The organism is Pseudomonas sp. 05L36 (assembly GCF_056398125.1).
Map to the genome: position 1 here is coordinate 227,752 of NZ_JBFTOU010000003.1, position 18,170 is coordinate 245,921.

General features: G+C 62.6%; 20 protein-coding genes. 12 read left to right on the forward strand and 8 right to left on the reverse strand.

What is annotated here, in order from left to right:
* Positions 1 to 10: 10 nt before the first annotated feature.
* Entirely contained in the window at positions 11 to 553 is a 543-nt protein-coding gene (gene thpR, locus AC1DKH_RS04795; protein ID WP_477797577.1) for an RNA 2',3'-cyclic phosphodiesterase, read from the reverse strand.
* Positions 554 to 675: 122 nt separating this feature from the next.
* Here thpR and AC1DKH_RS04800 point away from each other — a divergent pair, with 122 nt between their 5' ends.
* Positions 676 to 870, forward strand: coding sequence for a hypothetical protein (locus tag AC1DKH_RS04800; protein ID WP_056727280.1), 195 nt, complete (start codon positions 676 to 678; stop codon positions 868 to 870).
* 14 nt (positions 871 to 884) lie between these two features.
* Here the strand turns inward: AC1DKH_RS04800 and AC1DKH_RS04805 are convergent, their stop codons facing one another.
* Complete coding sequence (locus AC1DKH_RS04805) at positions 885 to 1,238, reverse strand: DUF1428 domain-containing protein (protein WP_477797578.1); 354 nt, start codon at positions 1,236 to 1,238, stop codon at positions 885 to 887.
* Between the two features lie 17 nt (positions 1,239 to 1,255).
* Positions 1,256 to 2,320 (reverse strand): hypothetical protein, encoded by a 1,065-nt coding sequence (locus tag AC1DKH_RS04810; RefSeq protein WP_477797579.1) that lies wholly within the window; start codon positions 2,318 to 2,320, stop codon positions 1,256 to 1,258.
* 320 nt (positions 2,321 to 2,640) lie between these two features.
* Between AC1DKH_RS04810 and AC1DKH_RS04815 the strand changes: the two genes are divergently transcribed.
* On the forward strand, positions 2,641 to 2,901 hold the full coding sequence (locus AC1DKH_RS04815) for a hypothetical protein (protein ID WP_477788482.1): 261 nt from the start codon (positions 2,641 to 2,643) through the stop codon (positions 2,899 to 2,901).
* A 23-nt stretch (positions 2,902 to 2,924) separates the two neighbouring features.
* Here the strand turns inward: AC1DKH_RS04815 and AC1DKH_RS04820 are convergent, their stop codons facing one another.
* Entirely contained in the window at positions 2,925 to 3,161 is a 237-nt protein-coding gene (locus AC1DKH_RS04820) for a hypothetical protein (protein WP_090456183.1), read from the reverse strand.
* Between the two features lie 182 nt (positions 3,162 to 3,343).
* On the opposite strand from AC1DKH_RS04820, the gene AC1DKH_RS04825 reads away from it, so the two are divergent.
* The 6 genes from AC1DKH_RS04825 (at position 3,344) to yghX (ending at position 10,541) form a co-directional block, all read left to right on the forward strand.
* Positions 3,344 to 5,107, forward strand: coding sequence for an L-lactate permease (locus AC1DKH_RS04825; RefSeq protein WP_477797580.1), 1,764 nt, complete (start codon positions 3,344 to 3,346; stop codon positions 5,105 to 5,107).
* A 178-nt stretch (positions 5,108 to 5,285) separates the two neighbouring features.
* Positions 5,286 to 6,785 (forward strand): glycolate oxidase subunit GlcD, encoded by a 1,500-nt coding sequence (glcD, locus tag AC1DKH_RS04830; protein ID WP_477797581.1) that lies wholly within the window; start codon positions 5,286 to 5,288, stop codon positions 6,783 to 6,785.
* Positions 6,785 to 7,849 (forward strand): glycolate oxidase subunit GlcE, encoded by a 1,065-nt coding sequence (gene glcE, locus AC1DKH_RS04835; RefSeq protein ID WP_477797582.1) that lies wholly within the window; start codon positions 6,785 to 6,787, stop codon positions 7,847 to 7,849. The genes glcD and glcE overlap by 1 nt, the downstream gene beginning before the upstream one ends.
* A 3-nt stretch (positions 7,850 to 7,852) precedes the next feature.
* Positions 7,853 to 9,070, forward strand: coding sequence for a glycolate oxidase subunit GlcF (glcF, locus tag AC1DKH_RS04840; protein ID WP_477797583.1), 1,218 nt, complete (start codon positions 7,853 to 7,855; stop codon positions 9,068 to 9,070).
* A gap of 19 nt (positions 9,071 to 9,089) precedes the next feature.
* On the forward strand, positions 9,090 to 9,491 hold the full coding sequence (locus tag AC1DKH_RS04845) for a heme-binding protein (RefSeq protein ID WP_477797584.1): 402 nt from the start codon (positions 9,090 to 9,092) through the stop codon (positions 9,489 to 9,491).
* Positions 9,492 to 9,653: 162 nt separating this feature from the next.
* Positions 9,654 to 10,541, forward strand: a complete 888-nt coding sequence (gene yghX / locus AC1DKH_RS04850) for a YghX family hydrolase (protein ID WP_477797585.1) — start codon at positions 9,654 to 9,656, stop codon at positions 10,539 to 10,541.
* Between the two features lie 141 nt (positions 10,542 to 10,682).
* Here yghX and AC1DKH_RS04855 read toward each other — a convergent pair whose 3' ends face one another.
* Both AC1DKH_RS04855 and AC1DKH_RS04860 read right to left on the reverse strand, forming a co-directional pair.
* On the reverse strand, positions 10,683 to 11,336 hold the full coding sequence (locus AC1DKH_RS04855) for a peroxiredoxin (RefSeq protein WP_477797586.1): 654 nt from the start codon (positions 11,334 to 11,336) through the stop codon (positions 10,683 to 10,685).
* Positions 11,337 to 11,459: 123 nt separating this feature from the next.
* Positions 11,460 to 12,404 carry an aldo/keto reductase gene (locus AC1DKH_RS04860; RefSeq protein WP_477797587.1) on the reverse strand — a complete coding sequence of 315 codons (945 nt, stop codon included), beginning with the start codon at positions 12,402 to 12,404 and terminating at the stop codon, positions 11,460 to 11,462.
* Positions 12,405 to 12,530: 126 nt separating this feature from the next.
* On the opposite strand from AC1DKH_RS04860, the gene AC1DKH_RS04865 reads away from it, so the two are divergent.
* The 4 genes from AC1DKH_RS04865 (at position 12,531) to AC1DKH_RS04880 (ending at position 15,721) form a co-directional block, all read left to right on the forward strand.
* On the forward strand, positions 12,531 to 13,319 hold the full coding sequence (locus AC1DKH_RS04865) for an alpha/beta hydrolase (protein ID WP_477797588.1): 789 nt from the start codon (positions 12,531 to 12,533) through the stop codon (positions 13,317 to 13,319).
* 126 nt (positions 13,320 to 13,445) lie between these two features.
* Entirely contained in the window at positions 13,446 to 14,075 is a 630-nt protein-coding gene (locus AC1DKH_RS04870) for a hypothetical protein (protein ID WP_477759953.1), read from the forward strand.
* A gap of 19 nt (positions 14,076 to 14,094) precedes the next feature.
* Positions 14,095 to 14,724: a helix-turn-helix transcriptional regulator gene (locus tag AC1DKH_RS04875; RefSeq protein WP_477797589.1), complete on the forward strand. Its 630-nt coding sequence runs from the start codon at positions 14,095 to 14,097 to the stop codon at positions 14,722 to 14,724.
* Positions 14,725 to 14,860: 136 nt separating this feature from the next.
* Positions 14,861 to 15,721 carry a CAP domain-containing protein gene (locus tag AC1DKH_RS04880; protein ID WP_477755653.1) on the forward strand — a complete coding sequence of 287 codons (861 nt, stop codon included), beginning with the start codon at positions 14,861 to 14,863 and terminating at the stop codon, positions 15,719 to 15,721.
* A 558-nt stretch (positions 15,722 to 16,279) separates the two neighbouring features.
* Here the strand turns inward: AC1DKH_RS04880 and AC1DKH_RS04885 are convergent.
* Positions 16,280 to 16,912 carry a Vgb family protein gene (locus AC1DKH_RS04885; protein ID WP_477797590.1) on the reverse strand — a complete coding sequence of 211 codons (633 nt, stop codon included), beginning with the start codon at positions 16,910 to 16,912 and terminating at the stop codon, positions 16,280 to 16,282.
* A 35-nt stretch (positions 16,913 to 16,947) separates the two neighbouring features.
* Positions 16,948 to 18,168, reverse strand: coding sequence for a tetratricopeptide repeat protein (locus AC1DKH_RS04890; protein WP_477797591.1), 1,221 nt, complete (start codon positions 18,166 to 18,168; stop codon positions 16,948 to 16,950).
* Between the last annotated feature and the right edge of the window lie 2 nt (positions 18,169 to 18,170).

Below are 18,170 nucleotides of genomic sequence, written 5' to 3' on the forward strand. Positions count from 1 at the left end.
GGCGCCTTTTTTATTGGGGATCAATCAAAGGCCATTCGGCCAGCGCCCGATAACGGCCCTTGTGGGATTCGAACAGGGTGAATCGGTCGGCACGCAGGAAGAATTCCGGTGCGGTCGTGGACTCCGGCACCGGTGCCCGATACTGCCGTGCCAAGGTCAGGTGCGGACGATATTCCCTTGGTGCTTCCTCCAGCCCGAACGGCAACATCGCCTGTTCCAGGGCATACACCAGGCGCAGCAATGCCGGGGGCGCCTGCTGCGGCGCGAGCACCAGCGCCCCTGCCCTGCGCCACACGTCCAGCCGATCCAGCACCACCGTCAAGCGCTCGCCCGGTGTACGGATGGACGCCGCAGCGGTGCAGAGCTCGGGAATCTGCGCCACACCCACCGCCCCCAAAAACTTCAGCGTCAGGTGAAAGTTTTCCGTCGGCACCGGCCGTCCGTTGCGCAGTTGCAGCGCACTGCGCCACTGGGCGATCTCCCGGCGCATGGCCGGGGCACAGTTCAGCGCAAAGAACAGGCGTTTGAACGGCTCGCGGGTTTCGTCGCTCATGCCGGGCACCTCCTGGGAAGACTGCCTGAGTGTACTCAACCCTCGCGTACCGGCCAGCGCATTTCTGGCGCCGTGGGGCATGCGCGTTATAGTTCTAGCATCGAGAAAAACCGGAGGGGGCCATGCGACAGATCATCAGCAAGGAACCATGGTGGGCCAGACCGCCCGAGCCCGGCCAGGATGAACTCAAGCTGGAATGGGGCTGGCTGGTGCATTACAGCGAAGGCGAGCCGCGCTTCGAGTTCATCCGCGAGCGGCCGACGGACGACGAGATCCGCCAGCGCAAGAGTTGCAGGATCACCCCGACGCCGGAGTGATCCCGCGTGCAGTGTCAGGCCTGGAGGAGCACTTCGAACCCGCCGTACACCATGCGCTGGCCGTCGAAGGGCATCGGATTGACGTCCGGCTTCATGCGCGGGTCCTGCATCATCTTGTCCATTCCGGCATTGCGGGTGGCCTTGTCCGGCCAGATGATCCAGCCAAAGGCAACGGTTTCGCCTTCCTTGAGCTTCACCGACATTGGAAACGAGGTGACCTTGCCTTCCGGGACATCCTCGCCCCAGCATTCGACCACGCTCAAGGCACCGTTTTCCTTGAAGACCAAGGCGGCGACTTTGGCGTGCCTGATGTATTGCTCACGGTTGGCGGTGGGTACGGCAGCGATAAAACCATCGACATAAGACATGAGTGTTTCTCCTTGGGTCATGGGGTGTGCTGCTGGGTAGTCGGTTGCGCTGGCGTCCGATCGACAGTGCCGGTGCTCAAACCGACCGGCGGTGCAGTGCGTTCCGCCAGGCTGCCTTCGATCTGCGCCGCCATGTAAAGCGTGCAGGCCATGACGCCGCTGGTCGGGCTCTGCACCAGTTTGGTCCAGGCCTTGTCGAAGGTATTGCCCAGGCTACGGCGAATCAGCGCCTCGCTATCGGGCCGGTCAAAGGCCTGGATGAATGCGCGAATGCCAGCCACCCCTAGCGTGATCAAGCCACCGGCCAGTTTCCCGGTCGCTGCGGCCACGGCGCTGGCGGCCCCGCGCGGGGCCATCTCGGCTTCCATCCGCCGGCTGGCGCGCCTGGCCACCGGCGCCATCGCGGTGTCGGTCGAGCCCACCCCCTTGTCGCCACCGGCCTTATGGACTTTGTCGATCAGCGCGGCGAAGGCCGGCAAGGAGTTCAGCGGTTCGGTGTGCACGACCTGGTACAACGAGGCGTCCCTCGTCGGCGGAGGCCCAAGGGCGATGGCCGGGACTTTCTGGATGCGCCCGTTGAGCTGGGCCATCGGCACGCCGTGGCGGTTGGAGATTTTCTGCAGTTCTTCCTTGAGGATGTCGACATAGAACGCCGCTGCCAGGCCGAGAATCGCATCGGGATCGATTTCCACGGCCGCCGGGGCCAGGACCTTATCCTGATAGGCTTCGAGCAGGTACGCCGCCAGGCGTTTTTCCACGGCGTCCTGCTCACCCTTGGCGCTGATGGTGTACCAGCTGACCTTCATCGACAGCCATTCCTGGGTCCAGTAACTGCTGAACCACGGAATGAAATTCTGTTCGGTCAATTCATAGACCCGTGTGCGCCAGTAATCCATGGCGCCGCGGGCGTAGATTTTGCTCTGCTCGGTGGCCGCCTGCGACGCGATGACGATCTCCCGGTCCACTTGTTGCCAGGTGCTGGCAGGAACGATTACCGGTGCCACTTCCACCGGCGCGCGCACAGATGTGGCACACCCCGCCAACACCACCAGCACGGCAATGATCAGCGAACGCAGGTTCAAGATGGCGGCTTCCTGAAGTTGGCACCGGGCGAAATGCCCGACACGCAAAACTTTCGGTTTAAGTATAGGTGGCGATGTCCCGGAGCCCGCGAAAGGGCCCGCATCAACAGCGAAAAAACCGCCATCACTTGCATCGATAATCACCATCGCCGCGATTGCCTTCCGTTTGATGGCCGTCAGCGTAGGATCGATCCCAAGCCAACACGAAACCCCGAATCGGAGGGGGACATCATGCTGATCCATCTGCTGACCTGCCTGGCTCTGACGGCTTTCACATTGTGCGTATTTTCCTGGTACGTCCTGAGCGAGGAGCAAACATCATGATTCACACCGTCACCCTCGCCGTGCGTTTTCCGGTGTTCGGCAACAATTTCTACGCGCAGAAATTCGAGTCGCGTAAAGAGTTGACTCTGCTGTTCGACGAGAAGTTCGAGGCATTGCTGATCCCGGCAGCCGATCATCACTTCAGCAACGAAGTGGTCGGGCTCAATGATCAGTTCCGTTTTTTGAATGACGTGCTGGTCGAGCATCTGCTGGATATCGAGCTGGTAAAAGGCTCGACCCGTTCGTTCGGGTTCTGACAGCAACCGCCGGTCGCCTGGGCTCACAACGTTCGCTGGCTATTGCCAATCCCCTTGGCAATATCGATCCCCCAATCCATCGCCGCTTCCATGTCCAGCATGTGCGGCCGTGGGTCGTGGTTTTCATCGATGGCCGAGCCGTCCGGCCGATAGACACCGATGAACATGCCCAACGAACCGTCCTTCAATATCTCGGCCTTGACCTTGATGTTGCATCCGTTCGATAGCGTTTCCTTGTGTTCCATATGGCGCTCGGTCATGACTGCATTGCTCCCCTGACTGAATTCAAACCCTACTGGCCATGCTAGCTCAGCCCTCCGCAATGCGCCGATTGGCAGGACCGGAGGCTTGCCCTGACAGCGGCGCAATGCCACCTATACTGAAGTCCACCTCCCCCCCCCAGGGGATCTGCACGTCCAACAATAAAAAGCAGAGGTGGAACATGGTCTGGCAGCAAGTCTACGATCCGTTCGGTAACCCGGTGCTTTCAACGCTCATGGCGGCTGTGCCGGTGGTGGTGATGCTGGCGTCCCTCGCGTTTTTCCATGTCAAGGCGCACCTGGCGGCGTTGCTCGCCCTGACCTCGGCCTTGCTGATCGCGATCTTCGCCTTCGGCATGCCGGCGAACATGGCGGGGTCGGCTGCGCTGTTCGGTGCAGCCAACGGTCTGCTGCCGATTGGCTGGATTGTGTTGAACATCATCTTCCTGCACCGCCTGACCACCGAGAACGGTTCGTTCAAAGTGTTGCAAGACTCCCTGGCGCGCATCACCGATGACCGACGCCTGCAATTGCTCCTGATCGCTTTCTGCTTCGGTGCGTTTTTCGAAGGCGCGGCCGGATTCGGCACACCGGTGGCGGTGACCGGGGCGATTCTGATCGGGCTGGGCTTTTCGCCGCTTGCCGCTTCGGGGCTGGCGCTGATCGCCAATACCGCCCCTGTGGCGTTCGGTGCCCTCGGCACGCCGATCATCACCCTGGCCAAGGTCACCGGGCTGGATGAAATGGAGCTGTCGATGATGGTCGGCCGGCAGTTGCCCTTCTTCTCGGTGCTGGTGCCGTTCTGGCTGATCTGGGCCTTTGCCGGCTGGCGCAAGATGCTGGAAATCTGGCCGGCGATCCTGGTGGCCGGGGTCAGTTTTGCCGTGCCGCAGTTCCTGGTGTCCAACTATCATGGACCGATGCTGGTGGACGTGATCGCCGCGCTGATTTCCATGGCCTGCCTGACCGGTTTCCTCAAGGTGTGGAAACCCGCCACCGTGCACACGTCCGCCGCCCTGTCCGGCCGCGTCGACAACTCGAAGATCGATGCCGAGCACGACGAAAAGCCCGTACCCACTGCAACCTTCGCCAACGAAGCGAAGCCGGCAGTGATGCGGGCGTGGATGCCGTGGATCATCCTGACGATCTTCGTATTCATCTGGGGCACCCAGGGCTTCAAGAACACCTTCGACACCCGCCCTGCCATCGACCCGCAAACCAGTGCTGCCAAGCTCGATCCTCAAGGTAAACCGCTGCGCGAGGCGAACCCGCTGTTTGCGCCGGTCGTGACCTTCACCACCCTGCACTTGCAGGTCGAGAAAGTCCCGCCAGTGGTACCCGCGCCGAAAACCGAAGAGGCGGTGTACAAGTTCACCTGGTTCACCGCCACCGGCAGCGGCATTCTGCTGGCGGCGATTGTCGGCGGTTTGCTGATGGGTTACTCGATCCCGCAACTGATTCGCCAGTACCTGCGCACCCTGTGGGTGGTGCGTTACTCGCTGATCACCATTGCGGCGATGCTCGCGCTGGGCTTCCTCACGCGCTACTCGGGCCTGGATGCGACCATGGGCCTGGCCTTCGCCGCGACGGGCATCTTCTATCCGATGTTCGGTACCTTGCTCGGCTGGCTCGGCGTGGCGTTGACCGGTTCGGACACGGCGTCCAACGTGCTGTTCGGCGGCTTGCAACGGGTGACATCCGAACAGTTGGGCATCAGCCCGGTGTTGATGGCCGCCGCCAACAGTTCCGGCGGGGTCATGGGCAAGATGGTCGACGCCCAGTCGATCGTGGTCGCCTCCACCGCCACCCGCTGGTACGGCCATGAAGGGGAAATCCTGCGCTACGTGTTCTTCCACTCGATTGTGCTGGCGATCCTGGTCGGCGGGCTGGTGTCGTTGCAGGCCTACGTCGCGCCGTTCAGCCATATGGTGGTGGGTGGACATTGAGTCTGCGCACCCTGCTCACCACGCTTGCAACGCCCGGGCTCCATCGCCCGGGCGTTGGCATTTTCCGCGCGGATTTATTGAATGAAATCCTCCTTCAGGCTGACAAATACCCCATGGACAGTCGACTGTATCAGGCCAATGATGAAGGTCGGTGGCCTCCAGCGAGAATCGTGATCCCATGAACATTCTCTACGATGAGCGCGTTGACGGCGCCTTGCCCGACGTCGACAGACAGGCGCTGTTGCAGGCTCTGCAAACCCGCTTGCCGGGTCTGGAAATCCTGCATCAGCGCGAGGAACTCAAGCCCTACGAATGCGACGGACTGTCGGCCTATCGCACCACGCCGATGCTGGTGGCGTTGCCCCGATATATCGACGAAGTGCAAGGGGTGCTGCGCGTCTGCCATGAGCTGCACGTCCCCGTGGTGGCCCGTGGCGCGGGCACCGGTTTGTCCGGCGGGGCGCTGCCCCTGGAGAAAGGCGTGCTGCTGGTGATGGTGCGCTTCAACAACATCCTGAGCATCGACCCCGCCGCCCGTACCGCACGGGTTCAGCCCGGTGTACGCAATCTGGCGATTTCCCAGGCGGCGGCACCGTTCGGCCTGTATTACGCGCCGGATCCGTCCTCGCAGATCGCTTGCTCCATCGGCGGTAACGTCGCGGAAAATGCCGGTGGCGTGCATTGCCTGAAGTACGGCCTGACGGTGCACAATGTGCTCAAGGTCGACATCCTTACCGTCGATGGCGAGCATTTGAGCCTGGGCTCCAATGCCCTCGACTCTCCCGGTTTCGACCTGCTGGCGCTGTTCACTGGCTCCGAAGGCCTGCTCGGGGTGATCACCGAAGTCACCGTCAAACTGCTGCCCAAACCGCAGACCGCCAAAGTGCTGCTGGCTGCGTTCGATTCCGTGGAAAAAGCCGGGCGCGCGGTCGGCGACATCATTGCCGCCGGCATCATCCCCGGTGGCCTGGAAATGATGGACAACCTGGCCATCCGCGCCGCCGAGGACTTCATCCACGCCGGTTATCCGGTGGACGCCCAGGCCATTCTGCTGTGCGAACTCGATGGCGTTGAAGCCGATGTCTGCGATGACTGCGAGCGGGTGCGCCAGGTGCTGCAACAGGCCGGCGCCATCGAGGTGCGCCAGGCCAGGGACGAAGCCGAGCGCGTGCGTTTCTGGGCCGGGCGCAAGAATGCCTTCCCGGCGGTGGGCCGCCTCTCGCCGGACTACTACTGCATGGACGGCACCATTCCCCGTCGCGAATTGCCCGGCGTGTTGCACGCCATCGCCGAGCTCTCGAACGAATACGGCCTGCGGGTGGCCAACGTGTTCCATGCCGGCGACGGCAACATGCACCCGTTGATCCTGTTCGACGCCAATCAACCCGGAGAACTCGATCGCGCCGAAGCCCTGGGCGGCAAGATTCTGGAGTTGTGCGTGAAAGTCGGCGGCAGCATCACCGGTGAACACGGCGTGGGCCGCGAGAAGATCAACCAGATGTGTGCACAGTTCAACAGCGATGAACTGGCCCTGTTCCATGCCATCAAGGCCGCCTTCGACCCGAGCGGCCTGCTCAACCCCGGCAAGAACATTCCGACCCTGCACCGCTGCGCCGAATTCGGTGCCATGCACATTCATGGCGGTCAATTGCCCTTCCCTGAGCTGGAGCGTTTCTGATGCGCAGCCCTGATGATTTCGATGACAGCCAGTCACTGCTGGAACAGGTCAATCAGGCGCTGGAAAACGCCACGCCGTTGCGCATCCAGGGCTCCAACAGCAAGGGCTTTCTCGGGCGCACCACGGCCGGGGAAATTCTCGACACCCGCGCGCACCGGGGCATCGTCAGTTACGACCCGACTGAACTGGTGATCAGCGCCCGTTGCGGCACACCGTTGTCGCAGCTGGAGCAGGCGCTGGACGCCGCGCAACAGATGCTGCCCTGCGAGCCACCGGCCTTCGCCGACGGCGCCACCGTCGGCGGCATGATCGCCTGTGGGTTGTCCGGGCCACGGCGCCCGTGGGTCGGTTCGGTGCGGGATTTCATACTCGGCACGCGGGTCATCACCGGTCAGGGCAAGCTGTTGCGCTTCGGTGGCGAAGTGATGAAAAACGTCGCCGGCTACGACCTGTCACGCCTGATGGCCGGCAGTTACGGCAGCCTCGGGCTGATCACCGAAGTTTCCCTCAAAGTGCTGCCAAAACCCCGGCAGTGCCTCAGTATCAGCCTGGAAATGGACGCCGAACGGGCCTTGCTGCGCCTGGCGGAATGGGGCCAGCAGCCGTTGCCGATCAGCGCGGCTTGTCACGACGGCTCACGCCTGCACCTGCGGCTTGAGGGCGGTGAAGGTTCGGTGGCGGCGGCCCACGAGCGCCTCGGGGGCGAACGGCTGGAGGCTTGCTGGTGGGACGATCTCAATGAACAGCGCTTGAGTTTCTTCGATGAAGACCAACCGCTTTGGCGCCTGTCCTTGCCGAACAACACGCCGCTCCTGTCGCTGCCGGGGCGTCAGTTGATCGACTGGGGGGGCGCCCAGCGCTGGCTGAAATCCGATGCCGAAGAAGCGTACATCCGCCAGGTGGTCGACGAGGTCGGCGGCCATGTCACCTGCTTCAGCCACGGCCTGACCGACAGCCCGTTCCATCCACTGCCCCCGGCGCTGATGCGTTATCACCGCAACCTCAAACAACAACTCGATCCACGGGGCATTTTCAACCCCGGACGCCTGTACGCGGAGCTTTGAACCATGCAGACGACCTTGAGTGAAAGCGCCAGCCATCTGCCCCGCGCCGCAGAAGCCGAAAGCATCCTGCGCACCTGCGTGCACTGCGGCTTCTGCAATGCCACGTGCCCGACCTATCAATTGCTCGGCGATGAACTGGACGGACCGCGGGGGCGCATCTACCTGATCAAGCAAGTGCTGGAAGGCAACGACGTCACACAAAAGACCCAGCTGCACCTGGACCGCTGCCTGTCGTGCCGCAACTGCGAAACCACCTGCCCGTCGGGGGTCGATTATCACAACCTGCTGGACATCGGGCGGGCGGTGGTCGATGCGGCGGTGCCGCGCCCGCTCGGTCAGCGCCTGTTGCGCGAGGGGTTGCGGCAGACCGTGCCCCATCCAGAGCTGTTCAAGAGTCTGGTCAATAGCGGTCAGGTGTTCCGCGCGCTGCTGCCCGGCACTCTGCAAAGCAAGTTGCCGCGCAATGTCTACCCGGCCAAGCCGCGGCCCATGACCCTGCGTGAGCGTCAGGTGCTGATGCTTGAAGGTTGCGTGCAGCCCAGCCTGTCGCCCAACACCAATGCCGCCGCGGCGCGGGTGCTGGACCGGTTGGGGATCAGCGTCATCGCGACCCGCGAGGCCGGTTGCTGCGGCGCCGTGGATTACCATCTGGACGCCCAGGCCGTCGGCCTCGATCGCGCCCGGCGTAACATCGACGCGTGGTGGCCGGGCATCGAAAAAGGCGCCGAAGCGATTGTGCAGACTGCGAGCGGTTGCGGCGCCTTCATCAAGGATTACGGCCATCTGCTCGCCAGCGACCCGGCCTATGCCGACAAGGCGAAAAAGGTCAGCGTGCTGGCCCGGGATCTGGTGGAAGTGTTGCGCGACGAGCCGCTGGGAAAACTTGGCATCCACGCCTCCCAACGCGTGGCCTTCCATTGCCCCTGCACCTTGCAGCATGGACAGAAACTCGGCGGTGCCGTGGAAGCACTGCTGACCGAACTCGGTTTCAACCTGACGTCAGTCCCCGACGGGCACCTGTGCTGCGGCTCGGCGGGCACTTATTCGCTGACTCAGCCCGAACTGTCGCGGCAGTTGCGCGACAACAAGCTCAACGCCCTGGAAAGCGGCCATCCCGAGGTGATTGTCACGGCCAACATCGGCTGCCAGACGCACCTCGACGGCGCGGGCCGAACCCCGGTGCGGCACTGGATCGAACTGGTCGAAGACGCCCTGCCTTAACTAAACCCTGGAGATGTCCATGAACCGCAAAGCCGTGCTGAGCCAGACCGAAGTCCAGCAGATCATCAAAGCCGCCCGCGCCGAAGCACAGGCCAATCAATGGGCCGTGACCATCGTGGTAGTCGATGACGGCGGCCACCCGCTGGCCCTCGAACGCCTCGACGGCTGTGCGCCGAGCAGCGCATATATCGCCACCGAAAAGGCCCGGACCGCAGCCCTCGGGCGGCGCGAATCGAAAAGCTATGAGGACATGGTCAACGCTGGGCGCTACGCTTTCCTGTCAGCACCGTTGCTGACCTCGCTCGAGGGTGGCGTGCCGATCGTTTTCGATGGCCAGGTGATTGGTGCTGTCGGTGTCTCTGGCGTCAAGCCCGAACAGGATGCGCAAATAGCGAAGGCCGGAGCGCAGTGTCTGAAATGAGATTTCCGCATCACCCTAGATCCCTGTAGGAGCGAGCTTGCTCGCGATAGACGTTAACGATGACGTGCACCGTCTGGGTGAGTGCGGTGCATTTGAGACCATCGCGGGCAAGCCCGCTCCTACACAGGGTCCGTGTTCAACCAGCCGAGAGGAGTTGCAGCAATGACCCGTCTGACTGCCAAAGACTTTTCCCCGCAACTGCTGGAACTCTACGACTACTACGCCCACGGCAAGATCAACCGCCGGGAGTTTCTCGACCGTGCGGCGCTGTTTACTTTCGGCGGTTTGACGGCTGGTGCCCTGCTCGCCGCGTTGAGCCCCAACTACGCACTGGCCGAGCAGGTCGAGTTCACCGATCCGGACATTCTTGCCGAATACATCACCTACCCCTCGCCCAAGGGCCACGGCCAGGTTCGCGGTTACCTGGTGCGTCCGGCCAAGGCCACCGGCAAGGTGCCGGCGGTGGTGGTCGTGCACGAAAACCGCGGGCTCAACCCGTACATCGAAGACGTCGCCCGGCGTGTGGCCAAAGCTGGTTTCATCGCCCTCGCCCCGGACGGCCTGAGTTCGGTCGGCGGTTATCCCGGCAATGACGACAAGGGCCGCGAACTTCAGGCCACGGTCGACCCGGAAAAGCTGATGAACGACTTTTTCGCCGCCGTCGAGTGGATGATGAAACACCCCGCCGCCACTGGAAAAGTCGGTATCACCGGGTTCTGCTACGGCGGTGGCGTGACCAATGCCGCTGCCGTGGCCTATCCGGAACTGGGTGCCGCCGTGTCGTTTTATGGCCGTCAGCCAACGGCCGAGGAAGTGCCACGGATCAAGGCACCGGTAATGCTGCACTACGGCGAGCTGGATACACGGATCAACGAAGGCTGGCCGGCCTATGAGAAAGCGTTGAAGGCCGGGGGCAAGACCTATGAGGCCTATATTTATCCGGGCTGCAATCATGGCTTTCACAATGATTCGACGCCGCGTTATGACGAGGCGGCGGCGAAGCTGGCGTGGGAGCGGACGTTGGGGTGGTTTAAGAAGTATCTGGTTTGACCGGAAGTTGAGGCCGGCAGAACTGGCCTCATCGCGAGCAAGCTCGCTCCCACAGGTTCCTGAGTCGTTCACAGATTATGTGCTTCGACTCGGTCCCTGTGGGAGCGAGCTTGCTCGCGATGGCGATCTCACTGCTGGTGACTACTTCGGCTGAGCCACGGTCCGCAGATACGGCTTCAAGGTCTTGAAGCCATCCGGGTATTTCTTCTTCGCGTCTTCGTCAGACACCGAGGTCGGGATGATCACATCGTCACCCGGCCGCCAGTTCACTGGCGTGGCAACGGTGTGTTTGGCATTCAGTTGCAGGGAATCGAGCAGGCGCAGCACTTCATCGAAGTTGCGCCCGGCGCTCATTGGGTAGATCAGCATGGCCTTGACCTTCTTGTCCGGGCCGACGATGAACACCGAACGCACCGTGGCGTTGTCCACCGCCGTGCGCGTGCCGCCGCTGGCATTGGGGTGGATCATGTCGTAGAGCTTGGCCACCACCAGGTTTTCGTCGCCGATCAGCGGATAGTTGACCGCCGTGCCCTGGGTCTCGGCGATGTCACCGACCCAACGGTTATGGTCACTGACCGGGTCGACGCTGAGGCCGAGGACCTTGGTGTTGCGCTTGTCGAATTCCGGCTTGAGTTTGGCCAGGTAGCCCAGTTCGGTGGTGCACACCGGGGTGAAATCCTTGGGATGGGAAAACAGGATGGCCCACCCATCGCCGATCCATTGGTGAAAGTTGAGGGTGCCTTCGGTGGTGTCGGCGGTGAAGTCCGGTGCTTCGTCGCCAATACGGATAGCCATGTTCGATCTCCTTGCAGTGATGGACAGGGACGCCGTCAGGGCAGCGAATGCGCTTTCAACGGCATGGACGCGAAACAGTATAGGAGAGGTTCCGGGACTCGCCGGCCTGCGTTGGGTGAGTCGCTACCCCACCAGCGCAATCAGCTGCTGGCGCTGGGCATCGGTCAGCATCGGGCCGAAACCGGCCCGGGCATTTTCTGCCATGTAGCGCGGATTGCCGGTGCCCGGAATCACGCAGGTCACCGCCGAATGCGACAGCAGGAACTTCAGCGCCAGTTGCGGCCAGCTCTTGACCCCGACTTGCGCCGCCCAGCCTGGCAGCGGCTTATCCCTCAGCCTGGCCAGCAAGCCGCCACCGCCGAACGGCCGGTTGCAGATCACCGCTACCCCACGCTCACGGCACAACGGCAGCAGGCGTTTCTCGACTGCGCGATCATCCAGGGCGTAGTTGATCTGCAAAAAGTCCAGTGGCTCGGCCTTGAGTACCGCTTCCACTTCTTCATAGGCTGATGCGGTGTAATGGGTGATGCCGATGTAACGAATACGCCCTTGTTCCTTCCAGTGGCGCAGGGTCGGCAAGTGCGTCTGCCAGTCCAGCAGGTTGTGGATCTGCATCAGGTCGATCCGGTCGGTTTGCAACAGGGCGAAGGATTGTTCCATCTGCGCGATGCCTTCTTCGCGGCCCCGGGTCCACACCTTGGTGGCCAGGAACGCCGGTGAGCGCGGCTCATGGATCGACAGCAGTTCGCCGATGGTCTGCTCGGCGCGACCGTACATCGGCGAGCTGTCGATCAGCTTGCCACCCTTGTCGAACAACGCATCGAGCACCACGGGCAAGTCTTTGCAGGCCGGTTGCGCAGGCTCGACATCGAATCCGCGATAAGTGCCCAACCCTACGATCGGCAAGGACTCGTTGCTGGAAGGAATGGCGCGGGTCTGCATGGTCTTGCCTCCTGTTCCCGTCGACGGCTCGGGTTGTGCACCCGCCGGACCGAACGTGAAGACCGCCGAAGCACCGGCAGCCAGCGTGAGTTCTTCTCTACGGGTGTAACCCTCAGGATGGCTCATAAAACGCTTCTCACCAGTCGCCGGGGTCCGGGCTGTTGCGCCGACAACCCGGAAAACCCGCGCCAAGGGTCGATTGACTACACTCAGAAAGCCTTGCGCCAGCCACTTTCAAACCCCGAGCAGTCAATGCCGCCCACTAACGTTAGTCGAATGTTGCGCACCCTGTTGTTACTCGTCGTCATCGTCGCTGCGTTGTACCTGGCGCTGTGCGCGGCGCTGTTCGTGTTCCAGCGGGCGCTGATTTACTACCCGCAACCGCGCGCCATCGGGACCGCCGCGACGCTGCTCACCCTGCCTGTCGCCGACGCACGGGTGCTGGTCTCCATCCGACCGCACGAGGGTCCCAACGCGCTGATCTATTTCGGCGGCAATGCCGAAGACGTCTCGCGCAACCTGCCCGGGTTCTCCCAAGCCTTCCCTGACTACGCGCTGTATCTGCTGCATTACCGTGGCTACGGCGGCAGTTCCGGCTCACCTTCCGAAGAGGCCATTGCCCGCGATGCCATCACCTTGTTCGACCAGGTGTATGTCAGCCATCCGCATGTGGCGGTGGTCGGACGCAGCCTGGGTTCCGGGGTTGCCGTGCGCCTGGCCAGCGAACGCCCGGCCGCGCGACTGGTGTTGATCACGCCCTATAACAGCCTCGAAGGGCTGGCTGCCCGTCAATTTCGCTGGTTTCCGGTGCGCTGGTTGTTGAAGGATAAATACCAGTCCTGGCGCTACGCCGCCCGCATCACGGTGCCGACTCGTCTGATTGCCGCCGAGCATGATGAAGTGATTCCGCGCTCAAGTACCGAGCGTCTGTTAAGTCATTTCACCCGCGGTGTGGCGTCATTGCAGGTGATACCGGGGACAGGACATAACTCGATCAGCGACAGCCCTGAGTACCTCAAGAGGCTGGGGGATGGGTTGTAGCAAGCAAGGTAGAACATACCTGTGACCTGTGGCCGTTCATCCGAGAATTCACCAGCACTCAATAAAAACATATTTTTATGCCTATATTGATATTGTCGAACGTTCCCACTCTCAGAGGGTGCCGTCATGAATATCAAAACCCTGGCTTTGCTCCTGCTGGCTTTCTGTGCGCAACCGGTCTGGAGCCAGACGCCCGCCGCCTCACCTGCCGCTGCCGACAGCCCCGCGCTGACCACGCGCCTGGCCGAGCGTGACCTTTGGGTCGAACACATTTTCTGGATCAGAAACTACGCACTGGCCAATCAATCCGCCGACAAAAAGCAAGCCAAAGTCGCGGCGGACCAAGTCGTCGACAACGCGACCAAAATCGCCAACAGCATCGCCCCGCTCTACGGCCAACCGGCGGCGGATCAACTGCTCAAGCTGCTTGCCGGTCACTGGGGCGCGGTGAAACACTACAGCGATGCGACCGTCGCGAAAGACGCCAAGGGCAAGCAGGCTGCCGTCACCGAGTTGACCAGCAATGCCAAGGCGATTGCGGCGTTTCTGGCTACGGCGAACCCCAATCTGCCTGAGGCGACACTGGTGACGATGTTGTCGGCCCATGGCGGTCACCACGTCGCCCAGATCGATGAGTTTGCCGCCCACGATTACGCCGGCGAAGCCCGTACCTGGGCGATGATGCGCACGCACATCCTGGCCCTGGCCGATGCGCTGACCGCCGCGCTGGTCAAGCAATTCCCTGACAAGTTCTGATATCGCGCGAGGGCATCCCATGCTGGAAGGACTGGGCCGAACACAGCAGGACCTGCTCAATGTACTGCTGCACCATGCGGGCGGCATGAGCATTGACGAGTTGGCTGAACACCTGGCCGTCACGCGCACGGCGATCCGCCAACACCTGGCGGCGCTGGAGCGTGACGCTCTGGTGCTGCGCGGCGACACCCGTCCGACGGGCCGGCGTCCGGAGCAGCTGTATCGGCTCACCGACCACGCGCGGGAGCAGTTCCCTCGCCACTATCAGCTACTGGCCAGCATATTGATTGATGAAGTGGCGGACATCATCGGTCCTGAAGCCCTGGCCTCGCTGATGCGCAGCATGGGCCGAAAACTGGCTTCGGACCTGGAACAACAGGTCGTGGATGAAGCCAGGATCGTGCAGCACATGAACCAGACGGGCTACGAAGCCGAGGTGTTTTTTCGCTCAGGAGGCACCCCGGAAATCGTCGCGCATAACTGCGTGTTCCATCGCCTGGCCGCCGAGCACCCGGTGGTCTGCGAACTGGACCTGGCCTTGATCGGCGCACTGGGCGGCGGTGAAGTCGAACACAGCGAATGCATGGTGCGCGGCGGGCATGTCTGTCGTTTCAGGCTGCGACCGAGCGAGGACCAGGATCCCGTTTAAACGGCGCACCACGCCTTACCCTTCGTCGGACGCCTCGGCTGCTGTTTGTCCGCCGTGAACCTTGTGTCGAGTCACCAGTCATACCCAGCGCTTTCCCCACTCCTATCGTCGTCATCTCATCCGAGTTGCCCGTCCCATGCGCCAAACTGTCGTTGCCTTGCGCTTTTCTTCGCTGTGCCTGTTTTCCCTGCTTCCGGTTTTTGCAAGCCCCGCCCACGCCGATGGGCAACGGCAACTGGTAGACGCCATCAACGACTATCGCGCCCATCCGCAACGCTGCGACCGGCGGCCGACGCAACGCTTATCACCCCTGAAGCTCAAGTCGAACCTGGCCCTGCCCGTTGGCTATGGTGGTGGGTTGCGGGACCGGTTAAAGGCTTCCGGCTATCAGGCAACCATGGTGCGGTCCATCCGCGTGGTGGGTGCACGGGATGCCGAAGAAGCCTTCGATATGTTCCAGGACGAGCACTGCGCCGCGCTGCTCGACAACCAATACGCCGACATCGGTGTCAGCCGCGCCGGGAGCGAGTGGCAAGTGGTACTCGCCAAGCCGGTACTCGACGGGCAAACCAGCGATCCACGCAGCGCCGCACAGGCGTTGCTGGCGCAGGTCAACGCGGCCCGGGCCAAGCCGCGACTTTGCGGTCGCCAGCGTTTTGCCGCCGCACGGCCGCTGTCCTGGAGTGCTGCCCTGGGCTCCGCAGCACAAGGCCACAGCAAGGACATGGCCTACGGCAATTATTTCGCGCATCAAGATCCCGACGGTGACATGCCCTATGACCGTGCAAAGGCCGCCGGCTACCGTGGCCGGCAGATCGGTGAAAACATCGCCGCCGGGCAAGGTTCACCCAGCAAGGCCATGGCCGGCTGGCTCGCCAGCCCCGGGCACTGCGCCAACCTGATGAACCCAATGTTCACCCAGGTCGGGGCCGCGTACGCCGCCAACGCGCGCAGCGACAACGGTGTTTACTGGACGATGCTGTTTGGCGCGCCCTGAGCCGCCGGCCGGACCCACCTTGCGGGCATTAAAAAGCCCGCACTGGGCGGGCTTCGTGGGTGAATGTAATAAGTAGGTGGCCGGCGCTGGTCTCCGGCTTACAAGGTTTATCAGGCCTCCCACAAAAGAGCCGTGAAACTGTAATGGAACTCTTCTGCTTCACACGGCATAAGGGCTGGATCCCAGCGCGGGGATCTTTCTAACCGTGTACCCTTCGGAACGCGCCCCACGTCTCCTTGCTATCCTTTTGCGCATCAGTCTGCGTCTTCACCTACAAGGTTGAGGATAGCAAAACAGGCACGATTGCCAACCGCCCTTTTAGACCGATTTCGACCAGCAGAAAACATGGCAGGATGGAAAAAAACTAAGCCCGCAGCGCGGCTCGAAAGAGGCTGCGCATCCAACATTGATGGCGCCTGACACGCCGCCTTCGCTGTAGGAGCGGGCTTGCCCGCGAAGGGGCCGTTAGCTTCAACATCAATGTTGACTGATACTCCGCTTTCGCGAGCAAGCTCGCTCCTACACAGCGAAGGGGCCGGCACATCCAACATCGGTGCCTCAGGCAGGCCGACGCACCACCCTCACCTTGCCGCTATCGCCGCCACCGCAGAACAACCGCTCGCCACCATCGGATTCCAGCCCCGACACGCCCACGCCTTCGGGCATTTTCAGGCTTTGCAGCACTTCGCCCGATTGCGGATCGATCCGGCGCAGCTCGCTTTCATCGCCTTCCCACGTGCCGTGCCACAGCGCGCCGTCCACCCAGGTCACGCCGGTGACGAAACGGTTGGATTCGATGGTGCGCAGGATCTTGCCGGTCACGGGGTCGATCTGGTGGATCTTGCGTTCGCGATACTGGCCCACCCACAACGTCCCTTCGGCCCAGGTCAGCCCCGAATCGGTGCCTGCGCCGGGGGCAGGAATGGTCGAGAGGATACGACCGGTGCGGGGGTCTATCTTGTGGATGCGGTCTTCGGCGATCTGGAACAGGTGTACCCCATCAAACGCGGTGCCGGCATGGGCAGCGACATCGATCGAGCTCAGCACCTTGCCGCTTTCCGGGTCCAGGGCGTTGATTTTATTGTTGCATGCGAACCAGACCTTTTCGCCGTCCCAGGTGACGCCGCACACGTGGTCGACATCGGCAAACGGGCCATATTCACGAATGATTTCAGCAGTTGCGTGTTTCATTCCGGCATTCCTCATTGGGGTTGGTGGCGTTCATCCTAGCCACCGGGCAGCGGCGCCGGGAGTAACAAGGTCGTCGTGAATCCCGGCACGGGCGGCGTCATCCAGCGCCGCGCGCGGCCACGGCCAAACCATTGCACCTTGCCCTCCTCCGCCAGTGTCTCGAGTGTCCGCTGTACCGTGCGCTGGCTGGTACCCAGCGCCAATGCCAGGGCGGAACTCGACCACGACTCGCCATCGGCGAGGCAGGCAAATACCGCGGCAAATTTTTCCTCGACCGGCGGCGCCAGTGTCACCACCTGTGTACACACCGGTGATTGCAGGGCAAAACCGCGAGCCGTCGCGGTGATGCCGGCCAAGGGCTTGAGTGCTTGACGCAGCCGGCCGATTTCCACGCGAAGCCGTGCGCGATGGGATTCATCCGAGAGTTTCAAACGGAACGCCCGGGCGATCAGCGTTTCCCGCGTAACGTCGGCGGGCCACGCCTCGGCCAATGTGCGGGCGAGTACGAACAGGATCGGCCTTGTAGCGAGCGACACCGACATGCCACAGCCGTGCACAACGTACCGGCAGGCATCCACCACCAGTGACGTTGAACAGAACAACGCTTCAACGTCATCGAGCAACAGCGGCCGTACTTCACCCCGCGCAATCAGGCGCGCCGCCGGGGCATCGAGCAGGCGCGCAGCGTGTTCGACCTCAGCCATCAGCGCGGCAATCCCCGCTTGACTGGCAGCTTGCCCGGCCCTGTTCAACGCCTCCCGCGCCGCGTGCGATTGCAGGCGGCGAATGGCGATCCCCGCCAGCACCAGTTCATGGGTTGCCCGCAAGGCTGGCGGCAATGGGTCGGGGTCGAGTTCGGCCAATAACTGCTGCGCCTCGTCGAGCTGACCGATCAGCAGCAACCGGCGGATTTGCAGATACCGCGCATGGGCGGCATTGACCCGGTCACCGTGGTGTTCAAGGGTGACCCGCGCCGTTTCGAGCGCCTTGACCGGCCAGCCGAGTTCCCGCGAAGCCAGGGCGATCTCGGCCTCGGCCACCACGCATCGGGCACGGGCCAGCACTTCCCTGGGCGCAAAGGCCCGTTGCGCACGCTTGACCAGCGCACGGGCCCGCACCAGATCGCCCAGTTGCGCCATGGCGATACCGCGCAGGGCCAGCGCCGGCGCATCGTCGCGCAATGCCACACGGTCCAGTGCGCCCAGCGGATTGCCCGCCGCCAGCGCCTGGGCGGCGGCCGCGATCATCGAGTCCATCG